We start from the raw sequence: 20414 nt of genomic DNA, 5'->3' as shown, positions 1-20414 counted from the left end.
GTCTACGACCTGCTCTCCCCTGATGAGCCGTTCACGGTCTCGCGCGGGGTGGTGTCCTCGTCGACGTCGTCGTCGGACTCCTGCCCCAGCAACCCGACGACGATAGCAGTGACGTTGTCGCGGCCACCGGCCTCGACGGCCGCGGTGACGAGCGCGTCGGCAGCGGCATCGGCGTCTGGGTGCTCGAGCAGGATGGCCTCGATGCGCTCGTGGGACAGCTCGTTGCTCAGGCCGTCGGAGCAGATGACGAAGACCTCGCCCGGGTAGGGCGGGAAGACCCACGTGTCGACGACGCCCATCGGGTCGCGGCCGAGGGAGCGGGTGACGATGTTGCGGGCCGGGTGGCGGTGGGCCTCCTCCGGTGTGATGAGGCCGCGCTCGACGAGCTCCCACACCTCGGAGTGGTCGACGGTCACCTGGTTGAGGGCGCCGTCGAGGAGCCGGTAGACGCGGGAGTCGCCGATGTTGAAGACGGCCCAGTGCCGCTGGCCACCGACCGACACGACCGCGAGGCCCGCGACGGTGGTGCCCATCCCGGTCTGCTCGGGGTGGCGGGCCGCCGACTCGAGGATGCGCCGGTTGGCCTCGGCCACCTGCGCGACGATGTCGCGGACCTGCAGCACCGGACGGCTCGAGAGCTCGACGACCGCCTCGGCCGCGATCCGGCTGGCGACCTCGCCGGCGGCGTGGCCGCCCATGCCGTCGGCGACGACGAAGACCGTGCCCTCGGCGCGCGCGCTGTCCTCGTTGTGCTTGCGGACGCGTCCGACGTCGGTGCGGACGCCGACGGAGATGGTCGGCAGCACGGCGGTCACTCCCCGGCCTTCCGGACGCCGGTCGTGACCGGCGCCTCGCCCGCACCCGACCAGGGCGTGACGCGCACCGAGGTGATGACCTCGCGGATCAGCTCGTAGTCGGTCTCGGCGGACGCGCCACCGACGGCACCGGTCAGCTGGACGAGGAAGGCGGGGCGCCCGGCGTCGGAGGGCACCACGTGGAAGAGGTTGGCCTGCAGGACGGTGTCGACGTCGGCATCGGGCCACGTCGCGTCACACCCGACGAACGCCGCACCACCGAGCTCGGCGGCGTAGGGCTCGGAGACCGCGCCGCCGCGCGAGCGCGCCATCGCGGCAACCTGCTCGAGCGACTCCTCGACCCGGAACGCCGGCCCGCACTGCTCGATGCTGACGACGACGTTCGGCGCGAAGGCCCCGTCGCGCGGCAGGCGGGTGGCCATCGTCGTGCCGGGTGCGTGGACCGGCTCCCACTCCTCGGGAACCTCGAGGGCCACGGCCGGCAGGCCCGGGAAGTCGGCGCTCGGGTAGGCGAGGATGGTCATGCACGGTTCCTTTCGGTCGTTCCCGCAGGGGACGGGGACGGCGCGGTCAGTCAATCAAACACCGCGAAGGGTGTCAGATCGGTCGTCGGCGGCCCGCGAACCGGGGGCGAGTCGTTGCAGAGCCGGAGCGCGGAACCGACGCACGGTCGGACCGAACCGGACCGGGCCCACCGGGACCGGCGCCGGACCGCCCCAGCCTAGGCCGGGTCGGGCGTACCCGCGATGGGGAGAACTCCCCGCGCCGGGGGCCCACACCGGGCGTCGGGCCGGGTGTCGGGCCGGGGCGTCGGGTCAGGCGTCGGGTCAGGCGTCGGCTCAGGCGTCGCCGCGCGCCGCCCACCACGCGAGCAGCTTCTCGCGGGCGGCGTCCGGGCCGATCGGGCCGTCGTCGAGGCGCACCGACAACAGGTAGTCGTAGGCCTCGCCGAGCACCGGGCCCGGCCGGATCCCCAGCGCCTCGGCGATCTCGTTGCCGTTGAGCTCGGGCCGCACCCGGCCCAGCTCCTCCTCGGCGGCGAGCCGGTCGATGCGCACCTCGAGGTCGTCGTAGGCGCGGGAGAGCCGCTGCGCCTTGCGGACGTTGCGGGTGGTGCAGTCGGAGCGGGTCAGCCGGTGCAGCCGCTGCAGCAGGGGCCCGGCGTCGGTGGCGTAGCGGCGCACCGCGGAGTCGGTCCACTGCCCGTCGCCGTAGCCGTGGAAGCGCAGGTGCAGCTCGACGAGCCGGGACACCTGCTTGGTCGTGTCCTTGTCGTAGCGCATCGCCTTCATCCGCTTGCTCGTCAGCTTGGCGCCGACGACCTCGTGGTGGTGGAAGGAGACGCCGCCGCCCTTCTCGAACCGACGCGTCGGCGGCTTGCCGATGTCGTGCAGGAGCGCGGCCAACCGCAGCACGAGGTCGGGGCCCGGCACCGACTCGGGTGGGCCGTCGGCCGGACCCTCGAGGGCGATCGCCTGCTCCAGGACCGTCAGCGTGTGCTCGTAGACGTCCTTGTGGCGGTGGTGCTCGTCGACCTCGAGGCGCAGCGCCGGCAGCTCGGGGACGAACACCTGCGCCAGGCCGGTGTCGACGAGCAACGTCAGCCCGAGGCGCGGGTCGGGAGACAGGACGAGCTTGGAGAACTCGTCCCGGACGCGTTCGGCCGAGATCATCGTCAGCGTCTCGGCCCGCTCCTCCATCGCGGTGCGCACCTCGGGTGCCACGTCGAAGCCGAGCTGCGCGGCGAACCGCGCGGCCCGCATCATCCTGAGGGGGTCGTCGGCGAAGGACTCCTCCGGCGCGGCCGGCGTCATGAGGCGCCGGGCCACGAGGTCGGGCAGGCCGCCGTGCACGTCGACGAACTCGAGGCTCGGCAGCCGGATCGCCATGGCGTTGACGGTGAAGTCGCGGCGCACGAGGTCGCCGTCGAGGGCGTCGCCGAACATCACCTCGGGCTTGCGGCTCGTGCGGTCGTAGGTGTCGGCGCGGTAGGTCGTGATCTCGATGGTGTGGCTGCCCTTGCGGACGCCGATGGTGCCGAAGTCGCGGCCGATGTCCCAGTGCGCGTCGGCCCAGCCCCGGACGACGCCGAGGATGGCGTCCGGGCGCGCGTCGGTCGTCAGGTCGAGGTCGGGCGAGACACGCCCGAGGAAGGCGTCGCGGACCGGACCACCGACGAGGGCGAGCTCGTGACCCGCGGCCACGAACCGCTCGCCGAGCTCGGTGAGCATCGGCAGGACCGGCGCGAGGCGCGCGACGGCCGCCTCGAGCAGCGCCGGCCCGGCGTCGGCGGCCGGCCGGGCGGGTGAGGGGTCAGGTCGTTCGAGCACCGGACCAGCCTAGGTGAGCCCGGCACCGGGACTCGTCGGGCTCGTCGGCCGCGTCGGTCCCGACGACGAGGACCCCCGGCCCCGTGCCCGTTATGGTGACGATGTGAGCGCGCAGCCGATCCCGAGCCAGGTCCCTGGCCGTCGGCTGCCCGCGGTCGAGGAGCGTTCTGCCGGAGGCATCGTCGTCGACGTGCGCGACGGCCAGGCGATCATCGCGATCATCGCCCGGCGCAACCGGGCCGGCCGCGTCGAGTGGTGCCTGCCCAAGGGGCACGTCGAGCCCGGCGAGACCCTCGTCGAGACCGCGATGCGCGAGGTCGCCGAGGAGACCGGCATCATCGGCCGCGTGCTCGTCGAGCTCGGCACCATCGACTACTGGTTCGCCACATCGACCAAGCGCGTGCACAAGTTCGTGCACCACTACCTGCTCGAGGCCCTGGGCGGTGAGCTGTCCATCGAGAACGACCCCGACCACGAGGCCATCGACGTGGCGTGGATGCGCCTCGACGAGGTCCACCGCCGGCTGACGTTCCCCAACGAGCGCCGCATCGCGCAGGCGGCGTGGAACCGGCTGGCAGGCACCGCGTGATCCGGTGGGGGTCGCGACGTCCGGGCACGAACGGACGCCGCGGGACCCGGCTCGTGCGCACGGTCGCGGTGGCGCTCGGCGTCGCGGCCACGCTCGGCTCCACCGTCGCCCCGCTCGGCCCGGCTGCCGCCGCCCCGCGCGGCGCGTCCGCGTCGTCCGCGTCGTCCTTTGCATCACCGGCGTCACCGTCGTCACCGGCATCGGCGGCCTCCGCCGGGGCCGCCGACCCGACACTCGGCGAGCCCGGGACCTCCGACGCGACGCCCCGCGTCACGCCCGCGCGCGACCGCGCGGTCGTCGTCCTCGACTCGCTGAGCCCGAGCGTCGTGCGGGCCGGCACCGACGTGACCATCACCGGCACGGTCACGGCGCCGCTGACGGGCCCGCTCACCGGGCCGACGGTGCGCGTCGTGCGTGGTGACGTCACGGTCAACCAGCGCACCGCCCTCGACGACTGGGCCTCCGGCCGCACGCCCGCCGACGGCCCCACGGTCGCGACGCGCACGCTGCCCGACGTCGCGTCGGGAAGCACCCGCAGCTTCAGCATCACCCTGCCCTCGGAGAAGCTCTACGACAGCGCGGCCTTCGCCGCCCTCCCGATCGCGGTCGAGGTGGTGCAGGACGGCGCCTCGGCGCCCGCCGGCGCCACCCGCACGTTCCTCGCGTGGAGCAACCGCAAGGAGTACGTGCCGCTGCGCCTCGCGACGGTGCTGCCAGTGACGCTCGACCCAGACACCACCCTCTTCTCGCGTGACGACGCCGTGCGCCTCGCCGCGTGGCAGCGCACGATCGGCCCCGGCTCCCGCGTCGACCGCATCGTCGCGGGCACCACCGGGCGCCCCGTGACCCTCGCCGTCGACCCGTCCGTCTTCGGCCCCGACGCCTCGCCCGCGGGCGCGCCCTCCGGCACCCCGACCGGGACGGCCACGAGCCCGCCCGGCACGCCGAGCGCTACCACCTCGACCTCGCCGGCCACGGGGTCGACGGGCACGAGCGGCACACCGACGCCCACCGACCAGCCGACCGACCAGCCCTCCGACCAGCCCACCGACAGCGGTGGCCAGCCCGCGACCCCGTCGGCCGCGACCCGCGACATCGCCCGCCTGGGCGACGCCCTCGCGGCCGACCTCGCCGGTCGCAGCCTGTGGGCGCTGCCCTACACGGACGCCGACATCGCGGCGGCGGTCGGCATCGACCCGGCCAACGCCCTCATCCGCGACCTTGTGAGCCGTAGCGCCGCCGTCGCCGCCCGCGTCCACCAGCCGGTGCGGGGCGACGTCGTGTGGCCCGTCGACGGGCTGCTGCCCCCCGGGCGCGAGGCCGGCATCCGCACCCTCCTGGCCGGGACGACGGTCAAGAAGGCCGCCGGCATCGTCGTCAACCGCAACGCCGTCACCGCCGACTCGCCGTACACGCCGAGCGCCGCCCGCATCGCCACCGGCGGCACGCGTCTGCTCACCTACGACCCGCGCCTGTCGGGCCTGCTGCCCCGGCGCAGCGACGCGAGCGCGGTCCTGCCGACGCAGCGCTTCCTCGCGGAGTCCCTCGTCCTGCTCGGTGAGCGCCCCGGCATCGCCCGGTCGGTGCTCGTCACGGCACCGCGCACCTACGACCCCGACCCGGACGACCTCTCCGCGTTCCTCAGCGCCGTCTCCGACGCACCGTGGCTCGACGGCGTTGACGCCGCGTCCCTGCTCACCGACACCGCGAGCGACAAGGCCACCGCCCAGGAGAAGCCCGCGGGCGCCGTCGCCCCGGCAGCGCCGCGGCCCGTGCTCAACGCCCGACGCCTCGACTACATGGCCGCCCAGCGCAACACGCTGCTGTCGGTGGCGGCCGTGCTCGCCGACGGCGCCGAGTTCGAGCGGGTGTACCGCGAGGTGCTCGACGAGCTGGCCAGCACGCGGTGGCGCTACAACCCCAAGGGGTGGGTCGTGCTGTCCGCGTCGGTGACGGCCGACGTCACGGCTGCCACGCAGGCCCTCAAGGTCGTGCAGCCGCGCGGCACCGTCAACCTCCTCGCCGAGAACGGCACGCTGCGCGTCACGGTCGAGAACGGCCTCGACTACGAGGTGACCGACCTGCGGCTCCGGCTCGCACCGACCAACCCGCGCGTCCAGGTCGTCAGCGACCCCGGTCCGATCACCATCGGTCCCTCGTCGCGGACCAACGTGCAGGTCGAGGTGGCGGCCGTCGCCGCCGGCAAGGCCGAGATCCGGGCGTGGCTGACGACCGCCGACGGCACCGTCATCGGCACGCCGGCCCAGATCGCCGTGTCGGCCAACCCCATCGACGGCGCGATCTACTGGGTCGGTGGCATCCTCGTGGGCCTGGTCCTGCTCGCAGGCATCGCCCGCGCCGTGCTCAAGGGCACGTCCCGCGTCGACGAGATCCCCGACATCGAGGCCGTCACCGCGGCGCACGAGGCCGTCGAGGACGGGGATCGCGACTGACTCCGCCTAGGATGTGGGCAGGTTGCGCGCTGTCGCGGCCGACGAGCACGCACCAGAACGCGACGACACCAGACAATCCGGACGACGAGGGAGGGTGACGCACGTGCAGGGAGTTGGACCCGGAACGGTCCTCAGCGGCCGCTACGCGGTGACGCTGCGCACCTCCGAGGGCGAGCACCACGAACGGTGGCGCGCCAGTGACCACACGCTCGAGCGCGAGGTCGTGGTCGTCGTCTTCCCCGGCGGCTCGCCCGTCGCCGCGCCGGCGCTCGACGCCGCGCGCCGCGCCGCGGGCATCGAGGACCCTCGCCTCGTACGCGTCCTCGACGTCGGCACCGACCAGGGCGTCGGCTTCATCGTCGAGGAGCCGCTCACCGGCGCACTCCCCCTGTCGCACCTGCTGCAGGCGGGCGGCCTGTCGGCCGACGAGGTGCGGCGCCTCACGGGCGAGGCCGCCACGGCCCTCGACAAGGCGAGCCACCGTGGCCTGCACCACCTCGCGCTGACGCCGAGCGCGGTGCTGCGGATGCCCGACGGCGAGGTCAAGGTCCGGGGCCTGGCCACCGAGGCCGCGCTCACCGGGGCCGACCGCCTGTCCGACGACCGCGCGTCGCGCGCCGACGCCGTCGGCCTCGTCAAGATCGCCTACGCCGGCCTCACCGGGCGCTGGCCCCTCGTCGCCGTCGACGGTGGGCTCATCCCCGCCGGTGGTCCCGTCGGCCTCGAGACCGCCCCGACGATCGTCGGCGGTGTCGCCGCCCCGTCCGAGATCGCCGTCGGCGTCCCGAACGACCTCGACCTCATCTGCCGCATGACGCTCGGCGGGGGCCACCGCGGCCCCGTGTCGCCCGGCGACCTCGCCCTCCAGATCGCGCCGTGGCCCTCGCAGCCCCCGGCCTCCGACGGCGCCTCCGGCATCCGGCTCACGCCGACGCAGGAGGACTTCGAGCCGACGCGCGTGCTGCCCGCGGTCACCGACCTCGGCGCGGGCGCCATGGCCGTCGGCGCGGGAGCCGGGCTGGGCTACGGCATGGCCGCTGCGTCGGGGACCGGTGAGGAGACCGCCGCGTTCAGCCCCTTCGGGTCCGACGACACGGCCGACCGAGCGGGCGACTGGGCCCACGACCGCGCATCCTTCGCCGCCGACGCCACGGCCGCACACGACCCGTTCGGCATCGGTGAGCGCACCGAGGAGATGCCCCAGGCCGCGGCCGCGTCGCACTCCTCGAGCGCACAGACCCAGTTCCTCGAGCGTCCGACGAGCGGGGCGCCCAGCTCCACCGGCGCGCAGGCCACCCCCGCGGGCGCAGCTCGCGAGGAGTCGGCGAGCGCCCGCGCCCAGGCCGGCATCGCCGCCGCCGGTGCGGCCGCAGCGGGTGTCGCCGGCACCATCGGCGACAAGGTCGGCTCGTTCGCCCGGGCCGCGGCCGACAAGGCCGCCGCCAAGGCCGCCGAGCGGCGGGGCGGCCACGACGACTTCGAGGGCGAGGACATCCACCTGTCCGACGCGCTCGACGAGGCGCCCACCGGCCGCCTCGAGCCGCCGGTGCCGGTGTTCGGCCGCGATGCCCCCGAGCGGCCCAGCGGCGCCCAGTCGCGCATCGCCCTCGCCGTCGTCGGGGTCCTCGTGCTCATCGGGCTCTTCGTCGGGATCAAGAACGTCGCCATGATCGGCCAGCACGACGGCCCGAGCGGGTCCGCCGGCACCGTCACGGTCACCCAGACACGCAAGCCGTCGCAGAGCCAGGCCGGCTCCACGACGCAGGCGCCCCCCAGCACGAGCAACCAGGCGCCGCCGGCGACTGCGGTCTCGATCACGAGCGGCAAGGGCTACGACGAGCAGGACGGCAACGAGGCCGACCAGAACGCCGACAAGGCCTTCGACGGCGACCCGAGCACCGGCTGGCGCTCCCGCTGGTACGGCACCGACGACTACAACGGCGGCAAGGACGGCCTCGGCCTCATCCTGACCCTCAACCAGCCGACGCAGGTCAAGGAGGTCACCCTCGTCCTCCCGGCCCAGCAGGACGTCACGGTCTACGCGACCAACGGCGACTCCCGCACCGGCGCCCAGGAGGTCGGCTCGCAGTCCGGCGCGCAGGGCACCGTGACGATCAAGGCGTCCGGCGACCTCCAGCCCGCCACGAAGATCATCGTCTTCATCACCAAGGCCGCCCCGGACGAGGCACCCAAGCACTTCCGCGCACAGATCAACGAAGTGACGGTGCGCTGAGGTGGACGGGGGCCCTGGCGCCCCGTTCGCCGAGCTGAGCGACCGGGATCTGCTCCGGCTGCACGTCGAGGGCGACGACCACGCCTTCGGCGAGCTGTTCCGCCGTCACAAGGACCGGATGTGGGCTGTCGCCCTGCGCACGGTGCGTGACCCCGAGCTCGCGGCCGACTGCGTCCAGGACGGCTTCATCGCCGCGTTCCGGCGCGCCGACTCCTTCCGGGGCGAGGCCGCCGTCACCACCTGGCTGCACCGCATCGTCGTCAACGCGTGCCTCGACCGGCTCCGGCGTCGCAAGCCCATGAGCGAGCTGCCCGAGTACGAGCTCGCCGACCGGCACGACGACCATGCCTCCACCGAGGTACGCCTCGACATCCGGGAGGCGCTCGAGCGGCTGCCCGAGGGGCAGCGGGCGGCCCTGGTCCTCGTCGACATGCACGCCGTGCCCGTCGCGGAGGCGGCCGAGATCCTCGGCGTCGCCGAGGGCACCATCAAGTCACGCTGCGCACGCGGGCGCGCCGCGCTGGCCCAGCACCTCGGGCTGACGCCGGGCCGGCGGCCCACCGCCGACGCCTGAGCCCGACCGCCCGCACCCACGACGGACGGCCGGATCGACGTCCGGCCGACGATGGTTGAATCCGGGTGGAACCGGGGGGCGGTGTCAGGGCGTCGAAACCCCGGCGTACGCCTATCCACGCCCGGTCCCTGCCGGGTACGGACCCCGTGCACCAGTACGCCGCATCACCAGCACGACCCCTGCACGCACCTGACGAAGGACCCACCCCGTGGACGAGTCCAGGCATACCCCTGAGCCGCACCTCGACCCCGACGAACCGACCGACCCCACGCACGACACCCTCGACGTGGACACCGAGCTCGACGAGCGCGTCCGTGGCCTGCTCGCGGCGCCCGCCCCCGACGCGGGTCCGATGCCGGACGCCGTCGCCGACCGCATCGCGGCCGCACTGGCGCAGGAGGCCCGCCTCCGCGTCGACCGGGGTCCGCTCGCCGACGCGTCGGCGCCGGCCGGCCCGCACGACGAGCACGCCACCGTCCTCGAGATGCGCCGCCCGCAGCGTCGGCACCGCCCGTACTACCTCGCCGCGGCGGTGGCCGCGGCAGCCCTCGTCGTCGCGGCGGGCGCGTCCGCGCTGCACCTGACGAAGCGGCCGAACAGCACCGCCGTCATCGGTGGTGGGTTCACCTCGTCGACGCCCGCCACGTCGCCCGCCACGACGCCCTCTACCGGCGACTCAGGCGTCCACATCCAGCTCGGCCGCACCGCCTACGCGGCCGCCACCCTCGGCGCCCAGGCGCGCGAGCTGCTCGACCACCCACGGGCCCCGCTGCGACCAGGTGCCGCCGAGGCGCCCGCCATCGGCCCCATCGGCACCGACGTCGGCCTCGCGTCGTGCCTCGAGGGCCTGGGCGTCGCCGCCCCGGCCCCGAGCGCCGTGTCGGCCGACCTCGCGACGTTCGAGGGGCGTCCGGCCGCGGTCGTCGTCGTGACGCGCGACGGCGCGAGCAGCGCGTGGGCCGTCGAGCGCTCGTGCTCGGCGCAGGCGCCCGGCGTGCTGCACCCCGAGACCCCCGTGCCCTGACGCGTCGGCGCGCTGGCAGGCGCGGGAACAAGGACCGCCTAGGATCGGTTGAGGCCCATGAGGCCCGCGGCGCCGCTCCGGTGCGCGGACCCCTGGGCACAGGCCGGGCGTCCAGCGCCCCACCTGCGTCAGCGAGAGTGTCATCGAGCGTCATCGAGGAGCAGTTCCAGTGTCCGACATGTCCGACGTGCGCAACGTCATCATCATCGGCTCGGGCCCGGCCGGGTACACGGCCGCCGTCTACGCGGCGCGGGCGAACCTGGCCCCCCTCGTGTTCGAGGGCGCCGTCACCGCGGGTGGCGCGCTCATGAACACGACCGATGTCGAGAATTTCCCGGGCTTCCAGGACGGCATCATGGGCCCGGACCTCATGGAGAACATGCGCGCCCAGGCGGAGCGGTTCGGCGCCGAGCTCGTCACCGACGACGTCACCGCCGTCGACCTCACGGGCGAGCTCAAGACCGTCACCGACGGCGAGGGCAACGTGCACCGCGCCAAGGCCGTCATCCTGTCGATGGGCTCGGCCTACCGCGAGCTCGGGCTGCCCCGCGAGAAGGAGCTGTCGGGCCACGGCGTCTCGTGGTGTGCCACGTGTGACGGCTTCTTCTTCCGCGACCAGGACATCGCGGTCGTCGGCGGCGGCGACTCCGCCATCGAGGAGGCGACCTTCCTGACGAAGTTCGCCCGGACCGTCACGATCATCCACCGCCGCGACGAGCTGCGCGCGAGCAAGATCATGGCCGACCGTGCCTTCGCCAACGACAAGATCCGCTTCGCGTGGAACTCCGAGGTGGCCGAGATCCACGGCGAGGGCAAGCTGTCCGGCGTCACGCTGCGCGACACCGTCACCGGTGACACCCGCGAGCTGCCGATCACCGGCCTCTTCGTCGCCATCGGCCACGACCCCCGCAACGAGCTCGTCAAGGGCGTCGTCGACACCGACGACGCGGGCTACGTGCTCGTCCAGGGTCGCTCTACGCGCACCAACCTGCCCGGCGTCTTCGCCTCGGGCGACCTCGTCGACCACACCTATCGCCAGGCCATCACCGCGGCCGGCTCCGGCTGTGCGGCCGCCCTCGACGCCGAGCACTACCTCGCCGCGCTCGAGGACACCTCGTCGACCGCCGACGCCGCCGCCGAGGCCGCCGCCATCGACGACACCGACTCCGGCGCGATCCCCGACCCGCGCGCCACCGTCGGCGCCGACGCCTGACCGGCCGCCCGACAGCACGTCCGCTCGCCAGTCCGACCCAGCGCTCCACCCACCTCGCCACCCCGCACCCGAGAAGGAATCTCCATGGCACTGAAGAACACGACCGACGCCACCTTCGCCGACGACGTCCTCATGAGCGAGAAGCCCGTGCTCGTCGACTTCTGGGCGACGTGGTGCGGCCCGTGCCGCAAGGTGGCCCCGATCCTCGAGGAGATCAACGAGCAGTACGGCGACAAGATCGAGATCGTCAAGCTCGACACCGACGCCAACGTCGACACCGCGGCCCGCTACGGCGTCGTGTCGATCCCGACGCTCAACGTGTACGTCAAGGGCGAGGTCGTCAAGACCATCGTCGGCGCGCACCCGAAGCCGAAGCTGCTGCGCGAGCTCGAGGAGTTCATCGCCTGATCGGGTACGTTGTCGGGGGTGGTCGGCCGTGTGGCCCCACCCCCTTCGCGTACTACGCTGCCCTTGGGTCGAGACACGTGCCCTGCAGGCCACCTCACCCCGCCCGCCCGCGTTCCCTCAGCGTCCCGTGCTCGGGCCTCCTCCACCGGAAGGAGCCGTCATGACCCCTCTCCCGTCCGTCGTGCTCCGACGCGGTGACTCCGGTCCCGCCGTCGCCGCCGTGTGCGAGCGGCTCGTCGTCACCGGTGACCTGCCCGGGGGCGCCGGCCACGTCGACCGGTTCGGCGACCCGATCTACGACGAGAGCGTCGAGAAGGCGGTCAAGTCCTTCCAGCAGCGGCGCGGCCTGCTCGTCGACGGCGTCGTCGGGCTCTCGACGTTCGCGGCGCTCGACGGTGCCCGCTGGGCCCTCGGCGACCGCGTCCTGCGCTACCTGCCCGAACACTTCCTCGAGGGCGACGACGTCGTGGCGCTGCAGGCCCGGCTCGGCGAGCTCGGGTTCACCGCCGGCAAGGTCGACGGCCTTCACGGCCCCGACACCGACGCCGCCGTGCGAGCCTTCCAGGCCGCGGTCGGGCTCGTGCCCGACGGGGTGGTCGGCCCCGAGACGATGCGCGCCTTCGCCGGCCTGCGCCGTTCGGTCGTCGGCGGTTCCGCGAACGCCCTGCGCGAGCGCGAGCACATCCGCCGCAGCGGGTTCTCCCTGGGCGGGCGCACCATCGTGCTCGACCCGGGTCACGGCGGCCGCGACGGTGGCGCCACCGGCCACGGTCTTGTCGAGGCGCAGGTGGCCCTCGACCTCGCGCGGCGCATCGAGGGTCGGCTCTCGGCGCACGGTGTCAGCGTCGTGTTCACCCGCACGGCGGCCACCGACGCCGGCACCGACGAGGAGCGCGCCGCCTTCGCCAACTCCTGCGACGCCGACCTCGTCCTGTCGCTGCACGCGGACCACAGCGCCACCGGCTCGGCGCACGGCGTCGCCACGTTCTTCTACGGGCACGCCGACGGCGCCGGCTGGTCGACCACCGGTGAGCACTTCGCCGACCTCCTGCTGCGCGAGATCGTGGCCCGCACCGGTCTCACCGACTGCCGCACCCACGCCCGCACGTGGTCGCTGCTGCGCCGCACCCGGATGCCCGCCGTGCGCCTCGACTTCGGCTACCTCAACAACGAGGGCGACGCGACGGCCCTGACCGACGCGCGCACGCTCGACGCCATCGCCGAGGCGGTCGTCGTCGCGCTCCAGCGGATGTACTTCGGCGAGGCCGACACGACCCGTACCGGCGTCCTGCGCCTCGACGACCTGCGCCGCCACCTCGAGGCGATGCGTCGCCAGCAGGTCGGGTCGGCGACCTCACCTCCGCGCACCGGCACCTGACGCGTCAGGCGTGGCTCGAGCCGTTCGGGTGCGTCTCGGGCACCGGGCGCACCCCGGGCACCTTGGCGAGCGCTCGGCGCACCGCCTCGGCCGCCTCGTCGCGGATCGTCACCAGGGTGCGCAGGTCGATGCGCAGCCGGGGGTAGGTCGGGTGGTCCCGCTCGACGCGGAAGCCGGCCTCCTCGAGCAGGTGCGCCTCGAGCACGCAGGCGTGCCGGTGCACGGCCAGGGGTCGCGCCGCGACGACGTCGAGGGAGCGCACCCGGTGGTTGAGGGCCTCCTTCGCCGCCGCCTGCACGAGCGTCTTGCGCAGCCCCTTCCCGCCGCGGGCGACACCGTCGAGCGCGCGCCGGGGATCGACCGTCATCGCGGTGACGAGCATGAGCGTCGCCGGGTCGGAGGGCGAGGTCGGGAAGGCGGCGAGACGGGGCACGTGCCGGGCCGGGGCCACGATGACGTGCCCGACTGCATGGCCGTCGACGTAGGCGACGCGCCCGGGAGGCCCCCAGTCGGCGGTGACCTGCTCGACCCAGCCCGCGAGGAGCTCGAGGGAGTCGGCCGGCCGCCCGTGCCCGTTGTGGGGGACGGTCTGCCAGAACGTGCACGGCGCGCACGGACCGACGAGGTCCCCGACGCGCTCGGGCGTGAGCGGGCGCAGCTCACGCGTCCTCGTTCCGGGCATGGCCCCATTCTGACCCGACCCCGTCGCGTCGTGCCCGCCGGACGCGCTGGCGGTGCGTCACCGACGCCGCGGTGCCACGTGTCGACACACCTAGGGTGAGGTGCATGAGCGAACCCGGCACGTACGTCGAGAAGAGCTTCAAGCGCGACACGAACTACCTCACGACGCGCATCACGCGCGACGCGCGCGACGGCTGGCCGGTGGAGGCCGGCCGGTACCGGCTCGTCGTGTCGCGTGCGTGCCCGTGGGCCAACCGCGCGATCATCGTGCGCCGGCTCCTCGGGCTCGAGGACGCGCTGTCGATGGGGATCTGCGGGCCGACCCACGACAGCCGCAGCTGGACCTTCGACCTCGACCCTGGTGGCCTCGACCCGGTGCTGAGGATCCCGCGCATCCAGGACGCCTACCTCGGCCGTGATCCCGAGTACTCCCGCGGCATCACGGTGCCCGCGATCGTCGACGTGCCGACCGGTCAGGTCGTGACGAACGACTTCAAGCAGATCACCGTCGACCTCGAGACGCAGTGGCGCGACCTCCACCGCGAGGGAGCGCCGGACCTCTACCCCGAGGCGCTGGCCGACGAGATCGAGGCGGTGAGCGAGCCCATCTACCGGCACGTCAACAACGGCGTGTACCGCTGCGGCTTCGCCGGCACCCAGGAGGCCTACGACAAGGCCTACCGCCGGCTGTGGCAGCACCTCGACCTGCTCGAGGAGCGCCTGTCCACGCGCCGCTACCTCGTCGGCGACCACGTGACCGAGGCCGACGTGCGCCTCTTCACGACGCTCGTGCGGTTCGACCCGGTGTACCACGGGCACTTCAAGTGCAACCGCAACAAGCTCGCCGAGATGCCCGTCCTGTGGGCCTACGCCCGCGACCTGTTCCAGACGCCCGGGTTCGGAGACACCGTCGACTTCGCGCACATCAAGCGGCACTACTACGTCGTGCACCGCGACGTGAACCCCACGGGGATCGTGCCGCTCGGCCCGGCGCTGGAGGGCTGGGCCGAGCCGCACGGGCGCGAGTCGCTCGGTGGCGCACCGTTCGGGGACGGCACGCCGCCGGGGCCCGTGCGTGAACCCGTGCGACCCGAGCACAACCCGGTGCTGGCACTGCTCTGAAGATCGCATGGGTGGGTTCTTCTGCCTGACAGAGGAGCCCACCCATGGATCTTCGGGATTCGCTCAGCCCGTGAAGAACTCGGCGAGAGCCGGCGCGAGCGTCGATGCCGGCACCTGGTGGAACTCCCCCGGCAGCTCAACGGCCGTGCCGTCCGGCAGCGCGTCGGCGACGACCTGTGCGGCGTCGTGGAGCCACGGCATCCGGGTCCCACTACTGCACACGGACAGGAACGGGATCGTCACGCGGGCAAAGGTTTCCGTGGGGATGTCCTGCTCGTCGCCGCCGAGGCAGAACCCGTCGTACTTCACCGTGTAGGTCATCGACAGCATGGGCTCCCACATCGGGCTTCCCTTGAGCCCGTCGACCATCTCGTCCGGCATCCCGACCGCCTCGCGGTTGAAGAACCGCAGGATGCCCTCGCGGTCGCCGGCCGCCTCGAACGCCTCGAGGCGCTCGATGTAGTCGGCGGGCGGCGGCGGCCAGGCAGCGGTGCGGTAGGGCACCTCCATGGCCGCGGCCTTCGTCAGCGGTGCGCCACCGGCGGCCGCCTCGATGACGAGAGCGCCCCCGGATGAGATGCCGAAAGCGTAGGCGGCAGAACCGGATTCGCCCGCGGCATCGATGACGGCGGTGATGTCCTCGACCTCACGCGCCACGGCGTAGGGCGCCGTGTCACCGCTGTCTCCCCTGCCGCGTCGGTCGTAGGTGACGCCGGTGAAGCCGAGCTCACCGAGTGCCTGGGCCAGGTCCCGAAATGCACCGCGGTCGCAGAACGCGCCGCCGACGATCGCCGCGACGGGGCCGCTGCCGTAGGCCTCGTAGGCGATCGTCGTGCCGTCGGCGGACTGCGCGGTCCGGACCGTGGTTGGTGTGGTCGGGGTGGTGCTCATCATCGGTCTCCTGTCGAAAGTCATTGTCTGGTGGTCATTTTCGCGTGCAAGCACCTCACGCGCCCTACGAGCGGTGGGCGATGCCGTCGAGGTGCAGCTGCGTCGAGGCGTCGCGGTGGGTGCCGGTCGTGCCGACGTGCGTGTCACTGATCGTCGCGCCGTTCTTGACGACGTGGAACAGGGCCATGGCGTGGCCTCGACCCAGTCCGTGGTCTGCGGCGAGCCATTCGACGACGACCGCGGCCTTGGTGTCGGGGCCGTACCCCTTCGCGGCTGCCTCCTCGAGCAGCTCCTGCGGGGTGCGGCCGGTCTTCTTCTCGATCGCGTCGAGGTAGGCCTGGAACGACATGTCGTGCTCCTTGTCAGCGCGGTGGCGGGTGCTGGTGGTCCGGGTCGCCCCGGTTGCCCTCACCCCCATGTCGATCACCGTCGACCCACCTCGACATTTCGATTGTCGAAAGGTCAGCGTTTCGTCGAGAAGACGGTGCGCCGGTCCCCCTCGGGCACCGTGGCCATGTAGTCGACGACGGCGTCGCTGAGGCTCGGCCACGTCGGGTGCTGCTCCACCGGGGCGACGGTCGCCACGACGTGGTCGCCGTGCACCTCGACGAGGTTCCACGACTGCGGGCCGTCGACCCCCATGAGCAGCTCGCGCGGTGCACCGACGTCGTCGACGTACGACACACCGCCCGCGACGAACACCGGTACGGACCCGAGGGTGCCGAAGCTGGTGACGTGGAGATGACCGCTGAGGATCGCCCGCACGTCGGTGCCCTCGAGCGTGCGGCGCAGCCGAGCGGGGTCGTCGAAGTCGAGCAGCTGCATGACCGGCGACCGGTAGGTGATGGGCGGGTGGTGCATGACGAGCACGGTCCCGTGCTCGGCCGGCGTCGCGAGCACGTCGGCGAGCCAGGCGTACTGGCTCTCGGAGAATCCCCCGTGGTGGAAGCCCGGCAGGGCCGAGTCGATCGCGACGATCCGCAACCCGGCCACGACCGTCACGGTGTCCTGCGGCGCGTCCGTGTCCCGGCCGAACCACCCCTGGGCGAGGGGGCGCCGCTCGTCGTGGTTGCCTCCGGTCACGACGACCGCGGCGCCGAGCCGCTCGGCCACCGGCTCGACCAGCTCGCGGAGCCGCGCGTACGCCTCCGTCTGCGCGCTGTCGGTGAGGTCTCCGGACAGCACGATCGCGTCGAACCGTTCGCCCGACGCCTCGACCTTCTCCAGCGCCTTGCGCAGCTGGCTGACCGTGTCGATGTGCCCCTGGAGCAGCCCGTCTCCCGCGATGAGGTGCATGTCGGACAGGTGGGCGAGGACGTGCGTCGGCGCCGGTCGGCTCCCCGTGAAGACCATGACGTCAATCTACGACCGTGCGCCTCGTTGTGATCGGGGGTCGATGCGTTGGATGCTGGGTGTCGTGGCACGCATCGTCTCAGGGCTCTTCCGCGTCGACTTCACAGGTGAGGTCGTCTACTGGCGCGGGCCCTCGCCGTACCACTTCGTCGTCGTCCCCGAGCCGGCGCTCGACGAGGTGGCCTCGTGGTCCTTCGCTAGCTACGGCTGGGGATGCCTGCCCGTCCACGGCCGGCTCGGCCGCACCGAGTTCCGGACGTCATTGTTCCCCAAGGACGGCGGCTTCGTCGTCCCGATCAAGGCGCACGTGCGCACGGCCGAGGACATCGACCTCGGCGACGTCGTGCGGGTGCGCCTCGACCTCGTCACCGACGGCGTCACCGACTGAGGAGACCGAGAGCGTGCCGCTGCCCCGAGCCGTCACCACGATGAACCGCGATGTGCTGAACAAGGCGATGGTGCACCTGGCCGGGCACGGCTGGTTCGTCGAGCTCGAGCACGTCGGGCGTCGATCCGGGCGCGTCTTCCGCGTCCCGATCATGGCGTTCGACGGCGGCGACCACGTCACGGTGGCCCTCACCTACGGCCGTGGCGTCGACTGGCTGGCCAACCTCCGCGCCGCCCACGGCGGCCGGATGCACCTGCGCGACGACCTGCTGACGCTCGGCACCCCCGTCTTCCTCGACGAGGCGGAGGGACTGCGACGCATGCCCCAGCCACCACGGGCGATGCTGCCGGTGCTCGGCTGCCACGAGTTCGTCGAGATCCCTGTGCGAGCGCGAGTTCGCTTCAGCGAGTGGTGAACCCGTGTACCTCGCAGGGGCTGGCACGAGGCCGTGGGCTACCTCAGCGGCGCACCTGACAGGCGGGGCACCAGTAGAGCGTCCGCCCGGCGACGGTGCGGTCCTGCACGGTGGCAGCGCACCGCGGGCAGGACAGGCCAGTGCGCTTGTACACGAGGAACCGACGCTCGAAGTGGTCGCCGAGGCGCTCCCCCGTCAGCGACTCGGTGACGGCCCGCGCGCGTCCGCTGCGACGGAGCCGCCGCGCGGCCTCGACCTGGTCGGGGACGGTCAGGATCTGCGAGAACGTCGCGCCGAGCGGCATGAGCAGCACCAGGTCGTCCCACAGAGCCGTCCACGCCTCGGGCGACAGGTCCCGACCGGCGGTGAGCGGGTCGACGGCCTGACGGTGCAGCACCTCGCAGCGGTACACGTTCCCGACGCCGGCGACCACGGACTGATCCATGAGGAGTTCGCCGATTCCTTTGCGGCTCTTGCCGATTCGAAGCCGGGCGCGCTCCGGTCGCTGACGCCTGCGCAGCGGATCCGGGCCCAGGGTGCCGACGATCTCATGCTCACGCTCCGCGTCGACGAGGGTGCATGTCATCGGGCCGCGGAGGTCCGCGTAGTGGGAGTCGGTCTCGAGCCGCAGCCGCACGGTCGGCAGCGGGGCCGGCACGACTCCACCAGGAGCCGGTCTCACCGGGAAGCTGCCGATGAGCCCGAGGTGCACGCGGAGCGTCGTCGGGCCGATGTCGACGAAGAGGTGCTTGCCGTGCGCCCGGGCGCCGTGCAGCTCGTGGCCGTCGAGCCGCGCGGCATCGGCAGCGAACCGTCCCTGCGGGCTCGACGCCGCCACGACGCGTCCGGAGAACGCCCGCTCGAGCCGAGCTGCCAGGGCATGGATCGTGTGGCCCTCGGGCACTGCTCTCCTCCGTGCATCGGTCGATCCGTCAGTCCATCGACGGCCCGTGGACGGCGGCTCGCCGCTCGCCCGTGGCTACCGTATCGTTGCCCGCGGGGGAACAGCAGTCGCCGGCGACTTCCGAGAAGGAGAGCACATGGCGACTGACTCCGTGCGTGCTGGGCAGCTGCGCGGCGACACCATCGAGCACCCCGATGCCGGGACCCACGTGGTCACGGACGGCCGAGCACCCGTGTGGGTGCCGGTGTTCGCCGTCGTTCTCGGCGTGCTGGCCAGCGGCTACGTAGCGCAGGTGGTCACGCCGTTCATCCGCCGCGACGACTGGCCGTACATGCTGCCGGCGCACGCCCCCGGCGGGTCCGACGTCTGGCGCAAGAACCTCACGGAGGGCCGCTGGCTCAACTATGCGTGGTGGCTGGTCGTGGGCCAGCACGAGACGCCCCTCGTGGCTTCCGTGCTCTACGCCCTGGCCTACGGCTTCTTCGTCGTCGGGTTCGTGCGGCTCTTCACGGTCCGTGGCCGGCTCGCCACCGGGTTGCTGACCCTGGCCGTGTTCGCCTCGCCGTTGTGGGAGCGGCTCGTCTACTGGCCGGCCACGCTGACCCCGTCGGTCATCGTGGCTGCCCTTGCCGTGTGGTCCCTGCCCCGCGCCTCGACGACCCGCGTCCGCCTCGGCGTCTGGATGGGGCTGGCCACGGTGCTGTGCGTGCTGACCTACCCGCCGATGGCGCCTGTCGTTCTCGTGGCGGCACTCGTCCTCCTGAGGGATCGTTCGTGGCGCACGACGCTCGGTGTCTGCGTCGTCTTCGTCGTCGGCTACGGCCTCGGCATCCTGGCCATCTACCTCTTGAACTGGATCGCCTTCCGCCACTTCGGGATCCGGATCGCCGCCTGGCGCCACCCCAACACGGCGCACAGCCTGCACGACCTCGTCGTCAACGCGCGCCGGTACGCCGGGGACATGCGATCTCTCGCCAAGGCCCTGGGGTGGGTCACCCTCGTCGCAGTCGGGGTGCTTGGCGTCGCCGCACTCCTCGACCGCCGGACGCGAGGCCCGTGGCTGCGCGTCCTCACCGGCCTCGCCGTGGTCTTCGCCCTGGGCGGGGCCCAGACCGTCCTCACCGGTGTCACGACGAACCCGCGTGGCCTCCTCTGGGGCTGGCTGCTGGCCGTCGTCCCCGCCGGGCTGCTCCTCGCGAGCGACGCCTGGGCCCGGTGGGTCGGCGTCGGGGCCCTCGTGGCCCTGTCGGTCATCGGGCTCGTCCAGTGGCGCTCCGACGTCGCGGCTCATCAGCAGACGCGCCGCGAGTATGCCGCCATCGTCGACGCGGCCGTGGCTGCGCAGCAGCGCACGGGCGTCCGCGACGTCGTGCTCTACCAGGACCCCGTCCAACGCAAGACCGCCGTGGGCGGCATCACGGCCGGCACGATCCAGATGATGCTCTACGAGTACGGCGGCATCGTCACGCACTGGTGCTCCACGGCGCAGTGCAGCGAGCTGAAGGCTCAGAGCGCGGCCGGCCCGGTGGTGCCGATCAACGGCGCCATCGGCGTCATCGTGCCGAAGCCGGCGTCCTGGCTCTGACTCCGCTGACGACTGAAGCCGCGTGTTTCACGTGAAACGTGGCGAAGCGGCTGCTCGC

20 protein-coding genes are annotated in these 20414 nt (G+C 73.0%); 12 read left to right on the top strand and 8 right to left on the bottom strand.

Annotated elements, in window-relative coordinates; genetic code table 11:
- Positions 1–2: 2 nt before the first annotated feature.
- The 3 genes from RY076_RS01220 to RY076_RS01210 all read right to left on the bottom strand — a co-directional run bounded on the left by RY076_RS01220 (position 3) and on the right by RY076_RS01210 (position 3046).
- Positions 3–815, bottom strand: coding sequence for a PP2C family protein-serine/threonine phosphatase (locus RY076_RS01220; protein ID WP_323095549.1), 813 nt, complete (start codon positions 813–815; stop codon positions 3–5).
- Entirely contained in the window at positions 812–1339 is a 528-nt protein-coding gene (locus RY076_RS01215) for a hypothetical protein (RefSeq protein WP_323095548.1), read from the bottom strand. The genes RY076_RS01220 and RY076_RS01215 overlap by 4 nt, the downstream gene beginning before the upstream one ends.
- Positions 1340–1654: 315 nt before the next feature.
- The gene (locus RY076_RS01210; RefSeq protein ID WP_413785730.1) at positions 1655–3046 is read right to left on the bottom strand and encodes a CCA tRNA nucleotidyltransferase; all 1392 of its coding nucleotides are present in this window, start codon (positions 3044–3046) and stop codon (positions 1655–1657) included.
- A 202-nt stretch (positions 3047–3248) separates the two neighbouring features.
- On the opposite strand from RY076_RS01210, the gene RY076_RS01205 reads away from it, so the two are divergent.
- The 8 genes from RY076_RS01205 (at position 3249) to RY076_RS01170 (ending at position 13017) form a co-directional block, all read left to right on the top strand.
- Positions 3249–3734, top strand: a complete 486-nt coding sequence (locus tag RY076_RS01205; protein ID WP_076263003.1) for an NUDIX hydrolase — start codon at positions 3249–3251, stop codon at positions 3732–3734.
- A gap of 53 nt (positions 3735–3787) precedes the next feature.
- Positions 3788–6187 carry a DUF6049 family protein gene (locus RY076_RS01200; RefSeq protein ID WP_323095546.1) on the top strand — a complete coding sequence of 800 codons (2400 nt, stop codon included), beginning with the start codon at positions 3788–3790 and terminating at the stop codon, positions 6185–6187.
- 94 nt (positions 6188–6281) lie between these two features.
- Entirely contained in the window at positions 6282–8420 is a 2139-nt protein-coding gene (locus RY076_RS01195; RefSeq protein ID WP_323095544.1) for a protein kinase family protein, read from the top strand.
- 1 nt (position 8421) lies between these two features.
- The gene (gene sigM / locus RY076_RS01190) at positions 8422–8994 is read left to right on the top strand and encodes an RNA polymerase sigma factor SigM (RefSeq protein ID WP_323095542.1); all 573 of its coding nucleotides are present in this window, start codon (positions 8422–8424) and stop codon (positions 8992–8994) included.
- A 208-nt stretch (positions 8995–9202) separates the two neighbouring features.
- The gene (locus RY076_RS01185) at positions 9203–10018 is read left to right on the top strand and encodes a hypothetical protein (protein ID WP_323095541.1); all 816 of its coding nucleotides are present in this window, start codon (positions 9203–9205) and stop codon (positions 10016–10018) included.
- 178 nt (positions 10019–10196) lie between these two features.
- Positions 10197–11231, top strand: a complete 1035-nt coding sequence (gene trxB, locus RY076_RS01180; RefSeq protein ID WP_323096378.1) for a thioredoxin-disulfide reductase — start codon at positions 10197–10199, stop codon at positions 11229–11231.
- An 84-nt stretch (positions 11232–11315) separates the two neighbouring features.
- Entirely contained in the window at positions 11316–11639 is a 324-nt protein-coding gene (gene trxA / locus RY076_RS01175) for a thioredoxin (RefSeq protein ID WP_207556001.1), read from the top strand.
- A 160-nt stretch (positions 11640–11799) separates the two neighbouring features.
- Positions 11800–13017, top strand: a complete 1218-nt coding sequence (locus tag RY076_RS01170) for an N-acetylmuramoyl-L-alanine amidase (protein ID WP_323095540.1) — start codon at positions 11800–11802, stop codon at positions 13015–13017.
- Positions 13018–13021: 4 nt separating this feature from the next.
- On the opposite strand, the gene RY076_RS01165 is transcribed toward RY076_RS01170, so the two are convergent.
- Complete coding sequence (locus RY076_RS01165) at positions 13022–13699, bottom strand: N-acetyltransferase (RefSeq protein ID WP_323095539.1); 678 nt, start codon at positions 13697–13699, stop codon at positions 13022–13024.
- 104 nt (positions 13700–13803) lie between these two features.
- On the opposite strand from RY076_RS01165, the gene RY076_RS01160 reads away from it, so the two are divergent.
- Positions 13804–14820, top strand: a complete 1017-nt coding sequence (locus RY076_RS01160) for a glutathione S-transferase family protein (protein ID WP_323095537.1) — start codon at positions 13804–13806, stop codon at positions 14818–14820.
- A 63-nt stretch (positions 14821–14883) separates the two neighbouring features.
- Here the strand turns inward: RY076_RS01160 and RY076_RS01155 are convergent, their stop codons facing one another.
- The 3 genes from RY076_RS01155 to RY076_RS01145 all read right to left on the bottom strand — a co-directional run bounded on the left by RY076_RS01155 (position 14884) and on the right by RY076_RS01145 (position 17064).
- Positions 14884–15711, bottom strand: a complete 828-nt coding sequence (locus RY076_RS01155) for an alpha/beta fold hydrolase (RefSeq protein WP_323095536.1) — start codon at positions 15709–15711, stop codon at positions 14884–14886.
- A gap of 64 nt (positions 15712–15775) precedes the next feature.
- Complete coding sequence (locus tag RY076_RS01150; protein ID WP_323095535.1) at positions 15776–16060, bottom strand: DUF4287 domain-containing protein; 285 nt, start codon at positions 16058–16060, stop codon at positions 15776–15778.
- A gap of 113 nt (positions 16061–16173) precedes the next feature.
- Positions 16174–17064 (bottom strand): metallophosphoesterase family protein, encoded by an 891-nt coding sequence (locus tag RY076_RS01145; protein ID WP_323095533.1) that lies wholly within the window; start codon positions 17062–17064, stop codon positions 16174–16176.
- Between the two features lie 64 nt (positions 17065–17128).
- On the opposite strand from RY076_RS01145, the gene RY076_RS01140 reads away from it, so the two are divergent.
- Positions 17129–17452 (top strand): DUF1905 domain-containing protein, encoded by a 324-nt coding sequence (locus RY076_RS01140; RefSeq protein WP_323095532.1) that lies wholly within the window; start codon positions 17129–17131, stop codon positions 17450–17452.
- Positions 17453–17465: 13 nt separating this feature from the next.
- Positions 17466–17867 carry a PNPOx family protein gene (locus tag RY076_RS01135; protein ID WP_323095531.1) on the top strand — a complete coding sequence of 134 codons (402 nt, stop codon included), beginning with the start codon at positions 17466–17468 and terminating at the stop codon, positions 17865–17867.
- A 43-nt stretch (positions 17868–17910) separates the two neighbouring features.
- Here the strand turns inward: RY076_RS01135 and RY076_RS01130 are convergent, their stop codons facing one another.
- Complete coding sequence (locus RY076_RS01130; RefSeq protein ID WP_323095529.1) at positions 17911–18771, bottom strand: Fpg/Nei family DNA glycosylase; 861 nt, start codon at positions 18769–18771, stop codon at positions 17911–17913.
- A 136-nt stretch (positions 18772–18907) separates the two neighbouring features.
- On the opposite strand from RY076_RS01130, the gene RY076_RS01125 reads away from it, so the two are divergent.
- Positions 18908–20356: a hypothetical protein gene (locus RY076_RS01125; protein ID WP_323095527.1), complete on the top strand. Its 1449-nt coding sequence runs from the start codon at positions 18908–18910 to the stop codon at positions 20354–20356.
- Positions 20357–20414: the final 58 nt, after the last annotated feature.

The sequence above is a fragment of the Intrasporangium zincisolvens genome (genome assembly GCF_034724055.1).
GTDB classification, from domain to species: domain Bacteria; phylum Actinomycetota; class Actinomycetes; order Actinomycetales; family Dermatophilaceae; genus Monashia; species Monashia zincisolvens.
This window is presented reverse-complemented; position numbering and strand designations above follow the sequence as displayed.